Source organism: Hymenobacter sp. FMD4, assembly GCF_058932745.1.
Map to the genome: position 1 here is coordinate 24,724 of NZ_JBZYWH010000019.1, position 15,573 is coordinate 40,296.

Genomic DNA, 15,573 nt, shown 5'->3' on the forward strand with positions numbered 1-15,573 from the left:
CGCTATGCCCAATAAAAACTCCGGCAACGTTTGCGGGAACGTTGCCGGAGCTCTTAGGGGGTTACGCTTCGATGGCTACCGAGGCCTCTTGAGTCACTTGCTGGAAGCCGAAGTACTCTTCGGCATTGCGGTAGCAAATGTCCTGCACCATGCGGCCAAGGAGCTCCATGTCGGCCGGCAGTTCGCCGTTTTCCACATCGTTGCCGAGCAGGTTGCAGAGGATGCGGCGGAAGTACTCGTGGCGTGGGTACGAAAGGAAGCTGCGCGAGTCGGTGAGCATGCCCACAAAGCGGCTCAGCAGGCCCATGTTCGAGAGGGCGTTGATCTGCCGCTCCATGCCGTCTTTCTGATCCAGGAACCACCAGCCCGAGCCAAACTGCATCTTGCCGGCCACGGAACCGTCCTGGAAGTTACCGATCATGGTAGCGTATAGCTCGTTGTCGGCAGGGTTCAGGTTGTAGAGGATGGTTTTGGCCAGCTTATCCTGGTTGTCCAAGCGGTCCAGGAACTTCGACAGGGCCTGCGCCTGCGGGAAGTCGCCGATGGAGTCCCAGCCGGTATCGGGGCCGAGCTGACGCAGCATGCGGGCATTGTTGTTGCGCAGGGCACCGAGGTGAAACTGCTGGGTCCAGCCTTTCTCCCAGTCCAACTCGGCCAGGAATACCAACATGGCCGATTTAAACTGCAGAATTTCCGACTGCTCCAGTTGCTCGCCGCCACGCACCTTGGTGAAGATGCGGGTGATGTCGGCGTCGGTGTAATCAGCCGCGTAGATCTGCTCCAGTCCGTGGTCGGAGAGGCGGCAGCCCAAGGCGGCGAAGTAGTCGTGACGCACGCGCAGAGCCTGCTGCAGGTCTTGGTAGGTCACGATGTCGACGGCTGCCGAAGCGGCCAGCTTATCGAGGTAAGCGTTGTAGGCCGTAGGGTCTTCCGGGGCCATGGATTTGTCGGGGCGGAACGTGGGCAGCACCTGCACGCCGAACGGGTCGGCCGCTATAGCCTGGTGGTGCTCCAGGGAGTCGGCCGGGTCATCGGTGGTGCACAGCGTGGCCACGTTCATCTTGCGCAGCAGGCCGCGCACCGAGTATTCGGGCGTGCGCAGCAGGGCCGAGCAGTGGTCGTAGATACGGCGCGCCGACTCTTTGTTCAGCAGCTCCGTCACGCCGAAGTAGCGCTGCAGCTCCAGGTGCGTCCAGTGGTACAGCGGGTTGCGCAGGGTGTAGGGCACCGTTTCGGCCCACTTCTCAAACTTTTCCCAATCCGAAGCGTCGCCCGTGATGTACCGCTCGTCCACGCCGTTGGTGCGCATGGCGCGCCACTTGTAATGGTCGCCGTAGAGCCAGATTTGCGTCAGGTTCTCAAACTGCTTGTCTTCGGCAATCTGGTCGGGCAGCAGGTGGTTGTGGTAGTCGATAATGGGCATCTGCTTCGCATACTCGTGGTAGAGCGTGCGGGCCGTTTCGGACTGAAGCAGGAAATCTTCGTTGAGAAAGGGTTTCATAGCGCGTGAGCTAGAAGCTAGCTGATTAGAGCTAACTCCCCTCCTCAGCTGAAGAGGGGAATTATTGTTCTGTTGATTACAGCGAAACGCCGCGTTTCCAGGGAATAAAGTCGGCCTGACCGAGGCGCACGGCGGCTACTTCCTCGCCGCTGGCCACGCGGATGACGTAGTCCAGAATCCGCTCGCCGGCCTGCTCGATGGTTTCTTCGCCGTCGATGACGGTGCCGGTGTTCACATCGATGATGTCGGGCATGCGCTTGGCCAGCGCGGTGTTGGAGCTAATCTTAACCACCGGGGCAATGGGGTTGCCGGTGGGCGTGCCGAGGCCGGTGGTGAAGAGCACCACCGTAGCGCCGGAGCCCACTTCCGCCGTGGTAGATTCCACGTCGTTGCCGGGAGTGCAGAGCAGGTTCAGACCGGGCTTGGTCACCAGTTCGGGGTAATCCAACACGTCTACTACCGGCGAAGAGCCACCTTTGCGGGCCGCACCGGCCGATTTCATGGCGTCGGTAATCAGGCCGTCACGGATGTTGCCGGGCGACGGGTTCATGTCGAAGCCCGAGCCCACGGCCACGGCTGAGTCGCCGTAGGCCTTCATCAGCTGGCTGAAGCGCTCCGCTACGGCCGGCTCCACGGCGCGGTCGACGAGCTCCTGCTCTACGCCGCACAGCTCCGGAAACTCGGAGAGAATGACAGTGCCGCCAAGAGCTACTACCATATCGGACACGTGGCCCACGGCCGGGTTGGCCGAAATGCCGGAGAAGCCATCGGAACCGCCGCATTCCAAGCCAATGCAAAGCTTGCTGAGCGGAGCGGGCTGGCGTTGGGCCGTGTTGGCCTGCATCAAACCCACAAACGTCTGCCGCAGGGCGGTGCTAACGAGGGTTTCCTCGGTGCCCATTTTCTGCTGCTCCAGTACGTAAAGTGGCTTGTCGAAGTGCGGGCTGCGCTTGCGGATTTCGTCCTGCAGCATGCTTACCTGCGCGTTCTGACAACCGAGGCTAAGCACGGTGGCGCCGGCTACATTAGGGTGGGTAATATAGCCCGCGAGCAGGCCGCAGAGCGTCTGCGCATCCTGCCGAATCCCACCGCACCCGCCTTCATGCGTCAGGAAGCGTACGCCGTCCACATTTGGGAACAGCTTGGGTTTTTGATGGCCTTCGAGGGCCGTTTGTAAGTCAACTTGCAGAATTTCTTCTACCGACTTGCCAGCCTGCATCAACTGAATCAGCTCCTGCGTCTGGGGCTGGTAGGACTTGCGGCGGGCGTAGCCGAGGTCGTTTACCAAGGCTTCTTCCAACACCTGGATGTTGCGGTTTTCGCAGAACACCATCGGAATTACCAGCCAGTAGTTGGAGGTGCCCACGCGCCCGTCGGAGCGGTGGTAGCCCATGAAGGTGCGCTCCTGCCACTTCGTTACGTCGGGCACAGGCCAGGAGGCGCGGTGCGAGCCGTTTTGGTCGAAGCTGTTGGTGGCGTGCTTGATGTTGGAGGTAGTGAGCAGGCCGCCGAGCGGAATGCTCTCCCGCACTTTGCCCACCAGCACCCCGTACATGGTCACGGCGTCGCCGGGCGCGAAAGCCTGCATGGCCAGCTTGTGCTTGGCTGGAATAGTTGCGGCGGTGGTAATGGTGGCGCCTTCCCAGGTAATGGGCGTACCGGCCGGCAGATCCTGCAGGGCTACCAGTACGTTGTCGGCGGGGTGTATTCGGGCTACTTGATGTTTCATCGTTGGGAGCTGCCGTGGGCAGCTTATTTTTCTACCAGCACCTGATTGTTGAGCAACGTGGCCACGGCGACATATACGCCCTGGTCCAGCATCTGCTGCAGGTATTCGGTTACCTGTGCCGCAAAGCCTGGCAATGCGGCGAGGTTGTGGCCCCACAGGTTTTGATTGTGCAGCACGGTGGTGGTCAGCTCAGCCGGGCTTTGCTTCTGCCACAGCTCAGCAAAGTAGCCGGCCTTATCGTCCTGAATGGGGTATTGCTCGTGGCCCAGTTCGCCGTACCAGGTACCGTTCTGCTCGTGGGTGCCGCGCATAAACAGCAGATACGCTGCAAAGCCCAGCGCGATGCTCTGTGGCACGGCGTGGCGCTGCTGGTAGTAGTGCAGCAGCGTGGGCACGTTGCGCATCTGCATCTTGGCCGTGTAGTTCAGCGTGATGGCCAGCCAGCGGTGCTCGATGAAGGGGTTGCGGAAGCGGTCCAGCACCTGCCGGCCGAAGTCGCGGGCTTTGGCCTCGTCCACCGCGTACGGAATGCCTGGCAGCAGATTACCCAGCATCAGGTGACCAATAAAAGAGCCGAACACCTCGTCGTCCATGGCGCCGCGCACCGTGTCGAAGCCGCTCAAGAAGGCCAAGCCGCAGCTCAAGGTGTGCGTGCCGTTGAGCAGGCGCAGCTTCATTTCGCGGAACTCGTTGATGTCGGGCTGAATAATCACGCCCTTATCGGCCTGCTGAAACGAGAGCACCTCGCGCACCTTCTCGTCGCCTTCGATGGCCCAAAGGCGGTACACCTCCGACATGGTGAGCAGGTCGTCGTCGTAGCCCAGCTCCTCGGTCAGCGCGTTGTAAGCGCCCACGTCGGGGCGGCCCGGCACGATGCGGTCCACCAGCGAGTTGCAGCAGCGGTTGGCCGACTCCAGCCAGTCTAGGAACTCGATTTCGAGCCCGTTGCGGTGAGCCAGCTCCAACAGAATAGCTTCCAGCTTCGAGCCGTTATCGGGAACCAGTTCTGTGGGCACGATAACGAGGCCCTTGGACTTATCGCCATCGAAGGCTTTGTAGCGGGCGTACAGCACGGCCAGCAGCTTGCCGGGGAAGGACTGCGGCGGGCCCTGGTGGATGTCTTCCTGCACCAGCTGAATGCCGACTTCGGTGGTGTTGGAAATCACCACCTGCAGATCGGGGCTGGCGGCGAAGCGCAACACCTCGGCCCACTGGCTTTTGGCCGAGAGCACCCGGCTGATGGCCGAGCTGACGATGTTTTCCTCTACCTGCGCACCGTCTTCGATGCCACGGATGCAAAGCGTGTACAGGCCGTCCTGGCGCGTGAAGGCGTTGATGTCGCCGCCGTCCGTCGACTTCACTACTACCACCCGGCCGTTGAAAATGCCTTGCTGGTTGGCTTTGTGGATGAAGTAGTCGGGCAGGCCGCGCAGCAGCACGCCGGTGCCGAACTGCAGCACTTTTTCGGGTAGATTCTGCAGGGCTGCACTGGGCATGCTCACCGCAGGGCTGGCTTCTGCCAACGCGAGGGCGCGAGACAAGTAGCTCATAGTCGTTTGCTTATAATCCGCTCTTTCCGTTCTCCCACTTGGCCTGCCACTTGGGGTATGCTTTGGCCAGAATTTTTTCGGGCCAGGTGCCGGCGTAGGCATAGCCCGCGCGGCGTTCATTTTCGATATCGGCCAGGTTGGGCTTCTTCACCCCCTCGCGACCGACGTAAATCGGTTTGTTGGTTTCCAGGTCGTAAAAGCGGGCCCAGAGGTTGGATCCGGCTTCGGGCACGATTACCCGGTCGCGGCCGGTGGGCTGCTTGGCATCGTCGATGAGTTTCACCGTGTAGCCGGGCATCTTCACTTCCTCCAGCCACGTCACAGCGGCCTTGATCGACTTCTTGATTTCGGGCGTCGGGTTGTCCACGGCCATCAAAAACTCCAGGATGCCTACCGTTTCCATGCCGCTTAGCGAAGGCAGCTCAAAAGCGCGGGCCTTCACCGGCTGAAAGGTGCGACGGTCGTGCTGAGCGCCCCAGGCGGTGAGCTTGCCCTTCTGCACGTACTGCGTGCGCAGGATGCAGCTGATGCCGCGCTGCACGGCCTGCTTGGCCAGCGGCACCAGCGTGTGGTCGATCAGGGCAAAGTCGCCCTTCTGCTCGGCCACGGCCTTCAGCATCCACAAGGCCCGCACCATGGCGTCGTCGTTGTAGGTTATCTGACCGCGGTAGTTGCTGCTGTCGGGGTAAAACTGCGGGAAGCCGCCGCTCTTGTGCTGCATCTGCAGCAGGTAGCGGATGCCACGCTCGGCGCCCTTGCGGTAAGCCGGGTTGTTGGTCTTTTTGAAAGCGCCCACCAGGTACTCGATTTCCCGGGTGGTGGCGTTGTTGTCGATGGTGGCGTCGTTGCGGTTGGCGTCGTCGAGGGTAGCGGCTTTCAGAGCTGCAGTCAGCGGACGCTTGTAGTCTACCTTCACCTCCCCCACTGCCTTGGGCCAGCCACCGATGCTGCGCTGGTACACCAGCATCTTCTCGGCCGTGCTGTCGATAGTCACGGCCTGTACGGCCGGGGCGCTGGACTGCTTGCCTTCGGGATTCCAACGGCCGTCGAAAGTCCAGGCGGCGGTGATTTGCTTGGCCGTGGGCGCGCCGGCGGCGGTGTGCAGGTTATCGGCCATCCAGGGGAAGTTGCCGCCCGTACGCTTACTGCCGCTGTAGTACACGCGGCGGCCCCAGGCGGGCGTGCCCGGTCCGGAGGGCGCGTGGTAGATATCGGCATCGGCCATGTTCGCGGCAAACTTGCTGCCGATCAGGTAAAACTGCGACTCGCGGTGGTAGCGGCCCAGTTTGAAGCCGTTGTCGCCCTCGAAGGAGCAGTTCTTCAGCACCGTCTTGGACTCGCGGTTGCCGGAGCCGTCATGCCAGATGGCGGCCGAGGTATTGTGGCAGATAAAGCGCACGTTTTCGGCATAGGCCCAGCCGCGCGGGCAGTAGAAATCTACCCCGCCTTCCATGATGCAGTCCTTGAAGTAGTACATGCCCGCCTCCGTGTCCCAGGGGCTAACGGTGTCGCCGCCGAAGGCGCGGAAGGTGCACTTGCGCGCCACCAGGCGAGTGGCCCCCGCGAAGGTGCGTAGCGCCATTTGGTGGCCGGTTTTGCTGACCTTCTTTTCGCCCGAAGCTTCCGTGGGGCACGAAATGGTCACGTCACCGGTAGCTTCGAACCCATAGCTGTTGATGATGCTCAGGTTCTCCAGCGTGATGTCCGGCGCGTTGCGCAGGTTCAGCGTGGCCACGCCCCAGTCGTCGGTGTTGCCCTGGCAGCGGTATTGGTCGCGGGCCAGCGCAAAGGTCAGAATGGTGTTCTTCTGGTTGTCGCCTTTCAGCGTGATGTGGTCTTTGCCATCGATGAATACCTGCTCGCGGTAGGTACCCTTCTTGATGCGAATGACGCGCTGCTCGCTTGCGTGGGCTGGCAGCGAATTCACGGCTTCCTGAATGCTGCGAAACTGGCCGGAGCCATCGGCAGCCACAGTGATTTGCTGGGCCGCAGCCAGGCAAGTCACCAGGGTCAGGCCTACCCCAGACAGCAATTTCTTCAGCCACAGTTGCATCATCGTGCGCACTTAGTTTTTCTCCGCTCGGCGGAAGGGTTATACAAAATCGGCCCGCATGGGGCTAAAGGAATCCAGCAGCACGCCCGCTTGCCGGCAGGTGGTGCCGTGCTGGGTGTTGCCCGGCACAAAGCAGCTGTCGCCCGGGCCTAGTACCTGCGTTTCACCGCCAATGGTGTATTCAAACTCGCCGCTTTCCACGTAGCTGGTTTGCGCGTGCGGGTGCTCGTGCATTGCGCCCACAGCCCCAGCTTCGAAGGCCACGCGCACCAGCATCAGTTCGGGCCCGTAAGCCAGCACCTGCCGCTGCACGCCCTCAGCCACGGGCTCCCAGCGGAGCCCGTGGCTGGCGCAGAACAGCGCAGTAGCGTGTTCGGGCGTTGGCATTAGTAACCGAAGTTTTGCTGCAGGGCCGGATCGGCTGAAAGCGTGGCCTGCGGAATGGGCAACAGCTCTTTGCCGCGGCCGGGCACGTACTCGGCGGCTAGGCCAGCACCCGCACTGGTTTCGGTGGTGGTACCCAAGGTGAAGGGCGTACCAGCCGGACGCGTGTTGGCTACGTACCCAGCACTGATGGACTGACGCCAGTTTACGCGCACGGTGCCGGCGGGCGCCGTGTTGGGCGTCGGTGAGGGGCGGTAGAAGGAGCGCGTCCACTGCAGCGGGCTGGCCGAAGGCGTGCGGTAGTACTGGTACAGCGGCACATTTTCGTATGGTGCTTCGCCGCGGGCCATCTTCTCGATGTTGGTTTTCACCTCGGCAATCTTGGTGGCAAACAGGTTCCAGCGCAGCAGGTCGTACTTGCGAATACCCTCGCCACCGAACTCCAGGTAACGCTCGTTCACGAGGGCGTTGAAGAAGCTGGCCTTGCTGCCCAGGCTGAAGCCAGCGCGGGTGAGCGTGGTGAGGGCGGCGTTGCGGCTGCCGCCGAAAGCGCGGGCACGCACTTCCAGCAGCGCATCCTGTGCGGCTTGGGTCGGGCCGTTCAGCTCGTTTTCAGCCTCGGCAAACATCAACAGCACATCGGAGAAGCGGATCAGCGGCCAGTTGTAATCGAGGTAGTTTACTGAGCCCGTCACCGGCGGAATGTGCCAATCGCGGCGCCACTTGCCGTCGGTGAGGTTGTTGAGCGGCACGCCCGACTGGAAGTTGCTGGTAGCCCCGATTTCGTAGGTCGTAATCGTGACGTCGCGGCGGGTGTCGGTCGAGTCGAAAGCGTAGAAGTACGGCGGTGCAATGGTCACGGCGCCCTGCGTAGCTCCGAACGTACCGCTGGCGTTGCGCAGGCGCGGACCGTTGTAGTAGCCCAGTTTGCTGCCCGAGGGCGCAGTGGCCGTCGACATGCCTACTTCGAAGATGATTTCGTTGCTGGCTTCGCGGCGCTTTTCGTTGATGCTCTTGAATACCTCCAGAAAGCTCGGGTTCAGGGTGTGCTCCGAACGGCGGGCAAGCAGATCGGCGCACTCCTGGCGGGCAATCGTGTAGTAGCCCTGGTAGTCAGCCGCGCGCTCCATCACCCCGGTGCGGGGGTTGGCGCTGTAGCCGGCCCGGTACAGGGCGAGGCGGGCGCGCAGGGCCTTCACGGCGCCTTTGGTGATGCGCTCGTTGGCGGCCACCTCCGAACGCCACGGCACCAGCGTTGCCGCCGTGTTCAGGTCGTCGATGAGGCGGGCCAGGGTAGCCTGGCGGTCGGAGTTGGGCAGGTTGAAGTCCTGGCCCGATACCGACGGCGTAAACTGCACGGGCACATCGCCCCAGTTGCGTACCAGTTCAAACAGGTACTGGGCACGCAGCGTGAGGGCCTCCCCGTGCAGGCGACGCATGGCGGCCTGATCGGCGGGTGTGCCGTTGTTGTAAATCGCCGACTGCGGAATCTGCTGAATGCAGATGTTGGCGCGCTCTACGCCCTGGTACAACTGGTTCCAGGGGTTGTTGATTTCCGAGTTGGTAGCGAGGGAAGAGTAGCGCGCAATGCTGCGACGACCACCGTCGGCAGCTCCCTGCGAACCGATCATCTCGTCGGAGTCGTAAGGGAAGTACATGCTTACGCGGGTACCGTAGCCATTGTCGCCCGAGAGCGGGTCGTAGGCCCCGATAACGGCGGCCGTGGCCCCGTCAACGGTGCTAAAGGTATATTCCGTCGTGTTCAGGCCGACTGGCTCTACATCCAGAAAATCCTTGCAGGAAGTAAGTGCACCAGCGGAGCCCACCACGGCCGCAGCAGTTAGCGCGGCGCGAAAGAAGCTGAACGATTTCATATGCGGGACGGGAGAATCGAGTGGGAATTACAGGGAGAGGTTCATGCCGAGCAGGAAGGCGCGGCTGCGCGGATAAGCGGCGTAGTCAACGCCAGGCGTCAGCGGCGAATTGCGACGCGTGTTCACCTCCGGGTCGTAGCCGGAGTACTTGGTGAACGTGTAGAGGTTGTTGGCCGTCACGTAGAAGCGCAGGCTGGCTACTTTCGCCCGTGAGGTCAGCGCCTTGGGCAGGGTGTAGCCGAAGGTCAGGTTGTTCACGCGCAGGAACGAGCCATCTTCCACTGCCCAGGAGTGCAGCACGAAGTTGCGGGTGGGCGTCCAGATGTTGGCGTTCTGGTTGACTTCGCGCAGTCGCTCCAGCGAGGTGATGGGCGTACCATCGGCTTCGATGATGCGGTACCGGTCGCCCATGATGCCGAGCACGTTGCTGTAGGCCGTGTTAGCCGTGTTCGAGGTAAACTCGATCTTGTTGGCGTTGTACACGTCGTTGCCCAGCACGAAGTTCAAGAAGATGCTGGCGTCAAAACCCTTGTAGGTGAACTGTTGGTTCAAACCACCCACCAACTTGGGGTTGGCGTTGCCGATGACGGTACGGTCGTTGTCGTCGATGCGGCCGTCGCCGTTCAGGTCCTTGAACTTAACCAGACCGGGGCGGAAAGCCGATTCCCCGATCAGGCCCAGGTTGTTGACCAGGCCCGGGCGCGGCACCCAGCTGCCCAGCGAGCCGGGCGTGGTGGAAGGCGTGTAGCCTTCGAAGTCGTCGGCGGTAAGGAAGCCGTCGGTTACGTACCCGTACATCTGGCCTACCGGCTGACCCACGCGAGCCACGTAGTCGGGAATAAGCGTGGGTGTGGAGCCCGCCCAGCCCGAGGTAATGGCCGGAATTTCCTGCTGGTCGCCGCCCAGGCTTTCGATTTTGCCGCGGTTGATCGAGGTGTTGGCCGTAGCCGTCCAGGTGAAGTCGCTGGTCTGGATGACCGTGCCGGTCAGCTGCAGTTCAATACCACGGTTCGAGGTTTTACCGATGTTCTGCTGCTGCGAGGTGTAGCCGATGAAGGCTGGCACTGGCTTCTCCAGCAACAGATCGGTAGTGGTATTGTAGTACGCGTCGGCGGTGAACTGAATCCGGTTCTGGAGCAGGGCCAGGTCGATACCAACGTTACGGGTGGTCGTCGACTCCCAACGCAGGAAAGGATTGGCCAGTCGGTTTTGCGACGAGCCCAACACGATGGTGTTGTTCAGCGAGTAAGGCGCTCCACCGGGTGTGAACAAACCAAAGGTTAGGTTGTCCTGGATCCGGTTGTTGCCGGCTTTACCATAGCTCAGGCGTAGCTTCAGGTCATTGACGACCTCCACATCCTGGAAGAACCCTTCCCGCGAGATACGCCACGCTACCGAGGCACCGGGGAAGAAGCCCCAACGGCGAAGGTCTTCGCGCGCAAACTTGGAAGAACCATCGGCACGGAAAGTACCCGTAAAGAGGTACTTATCGTCAAAAGAGTAGGTCAGGCGACCAAAGCCCGAGAGCAGACGGAAGTTCTGCGCAATGCGGGTTTGGGGCAGCACCGGTTGCGCCGACTGGCCCACGGGCAGCACGCCCTGGTTGATGTTGGCCCAGGCCCGGTCCGCCGTAATGTCCAGCGGCAGGAAGTTGGTCTGGATGAACTGCTCGCGGTTGGTTTGCATGAACACCTCGTGGCCCAGCAGCACCCCAAAGGAGTGCGTACCTACCTTGCGGCTGTAGTCCAGCACGTTCGAGTTGTTGAGCGTCTGCTGGGCAGCGGTGGTAATGGTAGCAAACGGCATGTTGGCGTAGCCACCGGCCGGCGAGCGGAGCGTGGGCGAGAAGCGGCCGTTGAAGGTGCTCAACCCGAAGGTCGAAAAGTCGGCACCGGCGGTGGTACGGAAAGTCAGGCCCTTCATCAGCTGCAGCGCAGCGGTACCCCCGATGTTGAAGGTGCGGCGCTTGTCTTCGCGCTGCTCGTTGTCGATGGTAACGATGGGGTTGACCAGCGACGACTGCTGGAAGAAGTCCGGGTCAAACGCCGATTCATCTTGCACCGTGCCGTCGGAGCGGGGCACCATCAGCGGCATGTACTGCACCGCGTTGCGCAGGCGCGAGGTGGTGTTGGAGCCCGTCGTGGACGTACCAGCTCCGGTGGTTCCCTGGTCGTTGAAACGCATGTTCAGACCGAAGCTGAACTTCTCCGTGGCCTTCGTATCGAAGCGGAAGTTCACCAGGTTACGCACGTAGTCCGAGCCCCGCTGAATACCATCTTCGGTGTTGCGGGTCAGGCTCAGCGCGTAGGTGGTGCCCTTCACCCCGCCTGCCAACGACACGTTATGTGTTTGCTGCATAGCGTTGCGGCCAAAGGCGCGGTCCTGCCAATCGATGGGAGCTGCCTGCCGGGCGCGCTGCAGCGTGTCGCTGTTGAAATTGCTGCTGCCAAACAGGTTTTTAAACGTGCTCAAACCACCCGCGGCGTTGCCGATCAGGCTGGCGCGCTCAAACTGGTAGTTCAAGTAATCATCCGGGCTGAGCACGTCGAGGGTGCGGGCAATTTTGCGCACGCCCACGAAGCCGTTGTAGGTCACCACCGTCTTGCCTTCCAGGCCCTTCTTGGTGGTGATGATGATAACGCCATTGGCGCCGCGGGCACCATAAATAGCCGTGGCCGAAGCGTCCTTGAGCACGTCCACCGAGGCAATGTCCTGGGGCGCGATGACGTTCAGCGCGTTTTCAATCTGAATACCGTCTACGATGTAGAGCGGCGAGTTGTCCTGGGTAATGGAGCCGCCGCCACGCACGCGCACTTGCACGTTCTGGTTGCCGGGCGCACCTTCCGCCGAGGTGAGCTGCACACCGGCCAGGCGCCCGGTCAGGGCTTCGGCGGCGGAGTTCACCGGAATGTCTTTGATCTGCTGCGCACTCACCGACGATACCGAGCCGGTCACGTCGCGACGCTGCACCTCTTGGTAACCGATAACTACCACGTCGTTAAGCACCTTGGCATCTTCCAGCATGGTCACCGTCAGGTCTGCGCGGTTGCCCACTGGCACGTCCTGCGCCACAAAGCCGATGTAGCTGAAGCGCAGCACGGCGTCGTTCCCGGGTATGTTCAGGCTGAATTTGCCCTCCGGGTCGGTAGTAGCCCCATTGGTTGTGCCTTTCACCACCACGGTTACACCGGGCAATTCTTCACCCTTGGCGGAGCGCACGACGCCCGTCACGCGGCGGCTCTCCTGGGCGTTGGCCACAATCGCGACGCTCAGCAGCGACCCGGCCAGTAATAGATGTTTTTTCATGGGAAGAACGATGTGGGAATCAAAGGCTGATGAGAGGCTAGCGCAGCTCGTCCAGCGCTACAGGGTCCATGTCAGTGTATTCGCGGTTTTCGCCGGCCATGCCCCAGATAAAGGCGTAGGCCGAGCTGCCGCAGCCGGTGTGGATGGACCACGGCGGCGAAAGGATGGCTTGCTCATTCGACACCCACAAGGGCCGCGTTTCGTGCGGTTCGCCCATCAGGTGCAGCACCCGCTGGCCGGCGGGCAGGTTGAAATACAGGTAGGCTTCCATGCGGCGGGTGTGCGTATGCGAGGGCATGGTATTCCACACCGAGCCGGGCTTAAGCTGCGTTAGGCCCATCACCAGCTGGCAGCTCTGGATGCCTTCGGCGTAGATGTACTTGTAGATGGTGCGGTGATTGGCCGTTTCCAGCGCGCCCATTTCCACCGGCGTGGCCTCGGCCTGCGTGCGCAGCGTGGTGGGGTATTCTTTGTGCGCCGGCGCCGACAACAGGTAGTAGCGGGCCTCGGCACCGCTGAACTGCACGTCTTTCGCCCCCTTGCCCACATATAGGCAATCCTGATTATCGAGGCGGTAAGTGGTACCGTCAACTACCACTTCGCCTGCGCCGCCTACGTTCAGGATGCCCAACTCGCGGCGCTCCAGGAAAAACTCTGCTTTCAGCTCACCGGGGCACGGCAGGCTGAGCGCGCCGGCAGCGGGCGTAGCGCCCCCCACAATCATGCGGTCGTAATGCGTGTACACCAGCGTCACCTGCCCGGGCACAAAAAGTTGCTCGATCAGGTAATTCTCCCGCAACTGATCCGTGTTCATGGCGGCGGTTTCGCGGGGACTGCAGGCGTAACGTGTGAGCATCAAAGGAGGAAGGGTGAGGTGTGAACTTGTGAGTTGTCAGCGGGGCGGGTAGCAGCCGTGAGGAGTGGTTTATTCACCACTTCACCATTCGCTGCTAGCGCCCCATCCAGCCGCCGTCGACGGTTAGGATGGTTCCGTGCACGTAGTCAGCGGCAGCGGAGGCGAGGAAGACCGTAGGGCCTTTGAAGTCGTCGGGGGTGCCCCAGCGGTTGGCCGGGATGCGGCCAAGAATGCTCTGAGAGCGGTCGGGGTCGTTGCGCAGGGCTTCGGTGTTGTCGGTGGCGATGTAACCCGGCGCGATGGCATTTACGTTCACGCCGCGGCCCGCCCACTCGTTGGCCAGCGCCTTCACCAGGCTGCCGATGGCGCCTTTGCTGGCCGCGTAGCCCGGCACCGTGATGCCCCCCTGGAAGGTGAGCAGCGAAGCCGTGAAGATGATTTTGCCAGCACCTTGCTGCAGCATCTGCGCCCCGATGGCGCGGGCCAGGCGGAACGGCGCATCGAGGTTGATGGTCAGCACCTCGTCCCAGAACTCATCGGAGTGCTCGGCGGCGGGCTGGCGCCGGATGGTGCCGGCGTTGTTGATCAGGATGTCGATGCGCGGAAAGTCCTGCTGCACCTGCCGGATGAAAGCGTCCACCTGCTCACGCTGGCTGAAGTCGGCCTGGTAGGCGTGAAACTGGCGGCCGAGGGCCTGCACCCGCTGCTCCGTCTCAGAGCCCTGCTTCGCCAACGAGGCCGACACGCCGATGATGTCGGCGCCGGCTTCGGCTAGTCCGACGGCCATGGCCTGTCCGATGCCGCGGGTGCATCCGGTAACGAGGGCCAGCTTGCCGGCGAGACTGAAGGAAGAGGCGAAGTTCATTAATTGCGAAGGGTTGTTAACTTTTCGGGAACATTCATGCTCTGAGCGGCATCAGCTGCTAGCGCCATGATTGTTAATTTTCATAGCCTAGCTGGTAAATGGAAGCATTACCCGAAGTTTATTTATGCAAACGTTATCGGGAACGTTGCCATTTGGCTCAGCTGCTTGTTCTCACCGATTTTCCGTCACCAACCCACGGCGCTTTCTCAGTTTCAAACTCAAAAAAAACTGCTAACTAGCCGCTGCATTCAATTGTACTTTAACCAGCTTTCCTCTTGGAAAACGTCACCATCAAAGACATAGCCCGGGCACTCAACCTCTCCACTTCCACGGTTTCGCGGGCGTTGCGAGGCAGTTACGAAATCAATCCGGAGACCAAGCGGCTGGTGATGGAGTACGCCGAAAAGCTGAACTACCGGCCCAATCCGATTGCGCTCAGCCTGAAGGGCAGCAGCTCGCGGGCCATCGGCGTTATCGTACCACAAATTGCCAACTACTTTTTTTCGCAGGCCATCAACGGCATTGAGGCCATTGCCTACAACCGCGGCTACCACGTCATCATTTTTCAGACGCACGAGTCCTACGAGCGGGAGGTGGCCAACGTGCAGCAGGCCATGGCCCGAAAGGTCGACGGGCTGTTGATTTCGCTTTCGAGCGAGACGTCCGAAGTAAGCCACTTGCAGGAACTGCTGCAGCGCAACTTACCGCTGGTGCAGTTCGACCGCGTATCGGAGGAACTGCACACCACCAAAGTGGTGGCTGACAACTACGCCGGCTCGTTTGCAGCCACGGAGCACCTCATCAAAGCCGGGCGGCGGCGCATCGCCCACCTCACCATTCCGCCGTGGATGTCCATCACGCAGGAGCGCCTGGCGGGCTACCGCGCTGCGTTGGAGCAGTATGGTCTGGAGTACGACGAAAGTCTGGTGCGCTACGGCACCTTCGGCCCCGACGAGGCCGACGCCATGATCGAGAGCCTGCTGAGCCAGTCGCCCCGGCCCGATGCCATTTTCACCGCCTCCGACCGCCTGGCGCTGGGGGCGCTGGCGGCCCTGCAGCAGCGCAAAGTGGCTATTCCGGAGGAGGTATCCATCATCGGCTTTACCAACCTAAACGTGGCCGACCTGCTCTCCCCTTCACTGAGCACGGTGGTGCAGCCCGCGCAGGAAATTGGTCAGATGGCCGCCGAGCGCCTTATTGAACTTATCGAGCGGAAGCTAAAAGCCGCTCCGCCCAGCACCATCGTGATTCCCTCGCACCTGGAAGTGCGCGAGTCGACGCGCCCGGTGAATAAGACCGCAGCGGAACAGGCTTAAAGCTTATTGGGAAGCGTCATCCTGACGAAGCAAGGGCCCTACCACGTCGGCACATTTGCGTGTTGGCGTGGTAGGGTCCTTCTTGCGTCAGGATGACAGATGGTGGATCAGTCGCACTCTTCCTGACAAACTCCCCTAT

The 15,573-nt window shown here is 61.5% G+C and carries 10 protein-coding genes; 1 reads left to right on the top strand and 9 read right to left on the bottom strand.

The window, feature by feature from the left end; all coding sequences use genetic code 11:
- Nucleotides 1–61: 61 nt before the first annotated feature.
- The 9 genes from uxaC to kduD all read right to left on the bottom strand — a co-directional run bounded on the left by uxaC (nt 62) and on the right by kduD (nt 14,118).
- Entirely contained in the window at nt 62–1,501 is a 1,440-nt protein-coding gene (gene uxaC, locus AC5FXY_RS16125) for a glucuronate isomerase (RefSeq protein ID WP_493557729.1), read from the bottom strand.
- Nucleotides 1,502–1,577: 76 nt separating this feature from the next.
- Nucleotides 1,578–3,230, bottom strand: a complete 1,653-nt coding sequence (locus AC5FXY_RS16130; protein WP_493557730.1) for a UxaA family hydrolase — start codon at nt 3,228–3,230, stop codon at nt 1,578–1,580.
- Between the two features lie 23 nt (nt 3,231–3,253).
- Entirely contained in the window at nt 3,254–4,780 is a 1,527-nt protein-coding gene (locus tag AC5FXY_RS16135) for a tagaturonate reductase (RefSeq protein WP_493557731.1), read from the bottom strand.
- 10 nt (nt 4,781–4,790) lie between these two features.
- Nucleotides 4,791–6,836 (bottom strand): pectate lyase, encoded by a 2,046-nt coding sequence (gene pelA, locus AC5FXY_RS16140; RefSeq protein ID WP_493557732.1) that lies wholly within the window; start codon nt 6,834–6,836, stop codon nt 4,791–4,793.
- A 36-nt stretch (nt 6,837–6,872) separates the two neighbouring features.
- Nucleotides 6,873–7,220 carry a cupin domain-containing protein gene (locus AC5FXY_RS16145; protein ID WP_493557733.1) on the bottom strand — a complete coding sequence of 116 codons (348 nt, stop codon included), beginning with the start codon at nt 7,218–7,220 and terminating at the stop codon, nt 6,873–6,875.
- The gene (locus AC5FXY_RS16150; RefSeq protein WP_493557734.1) at nt 7,220–9,091 is read right to left on the bottom strand and encodes a RagB/SusD family nutrient uptake outer membrane protein; all 1,872 of its coding nucleotides are present in this window, start codon (nt 9,089–9,091) and stop codon (nt 7,220–7,222) included. Before AC5FXY_RS16150 ends, AC5FXY_RS16145 begins: the two co-directional genes overlap by 1 nt.
- Before the next feature lie 27 nt (nt 9,092–9,118).
- Nucleotides 9,119–12,397: a SusC/RagA family TonB-linked outer membrane protein gene (locus tag AC5FXY_RS16155; RefSeq protein ID WP_493557735.1), complete on the bottom strand. Its 3,279-nt coding sequence runs from the start codon at nt 12,395–12,397 to the stop codon at nt 9,119–9,121.
- 37 nt (nt 12,398–12,434) lie between these two features.
- Complete coding sequence (kduI, locus tag AC5FXY_RS16160; protein ID WP_493557736.1) at nt 12,435–13,253, bottom strand: 5-dehydro-4-deoxy-D-glucuronate isomerase; 819 nt, start codon at nt 13,251–13,253, stop codon at nt 12,435–12,437.
- 94 nt (nt 13,254–13,347) lie between these two features.
- On the bottom strand, nt 13,348–14,118 hold the full coding sequence (kduD, locus tag AC5FXY_RS16165; RefSeq protein WP_493557737.1) for a 2-dehydro-3-deoxy-D-gluconate 5-dehydrogenase KduD: 771 nt from the start codon (nt 14,116–14,118) through the stop codon (nt 13,348–13,350).
- Between the two features lie 275 nt (nt 14,119–14,393).
- Between kduD and AC5FXY_RS16170 the strand changes: the two genes are divergently transcribed.
- Nucleotides 14,394–15,434 (top strand): LacI family DNA-binding transcriptional regulator, encoded by a 1,041-nt coding sequence (locus tag AC5FXY_RS16170; RefSeq protein WP_493557738.1) that lies wholly within the window; start codon nt 14,394–14,396, stop codon nt 15,432–15,434.
- The last annotated feature ends 139 nt before the right edge of the window (nt 15,435–15,573 follow it).

Bases quoted from the DNA above. Each gene is read 5' to 3' on its own strand.
- uxaC (WP_493557729.1), bottom strand. From the start codon at position 1,501: ATGAAACCCTTTCTCAACGAAGATTTCCTGCTTCAGTCCGAAACGGCC.
- AC5FXY_RS16130 (WP_493557730.1), bottom strand. From the start codon at position 3,230: ATGAAACATCAAGTAGCCCGAATACACCCCGCCGACAACGTACTGGTA.
- AC5FXY_RS16135 (WP_493557731.1), bottom strand. From the start codon at position 4,780: ATGAGCTACTTGTCTCGCGCCCTCGCGTTGGCAGAAGCCAGCCCTGCG.
- pelA (WP_493557732.1), bottom strand. From the start codon at position 6,836: ATGATGCAACTGTGGCTGAAGAAATTGCTGTCTGGGGTAGGCCTGACC.
- AC5FXY_RS16145 (WP_493557733.1), bottom strand. From the start codon at position 7,220: ATGCCAACGCCCGAACACGCTACTGCGCTGTTCTGCGCCAGCCACGGG.
- AC5FXY_RS16150 (WP_493557734.1), bottom strand. From the start codon at position 9,091: ATGAAATCGTTCAGCTTCTTTCGCGCCGCGCTAACTGCTGCGGCCGTG.
- AC5FXY_RS16155 (WP_493557735.1), bottom strand. From the start codon at position 12,397: ATGAAAAAACATCTATTACTGGCCGGGTCGCTGCTGAGCGTCGCGATT.
- kduI (WP_493557736.1), bottom strand. From the start codon at position 13,253: ATGCTCACACGTTACGCCTGCAGTCCCCGCGAAACCGCCGCCATGAAC.
- kduD (WP_493557737.1), bottom strand. From the start codon at position 14,118: ATGAACTTCGCCTCTTCCTTCAGTCTCGCCGGCAAGCTGGCCCTCGTT.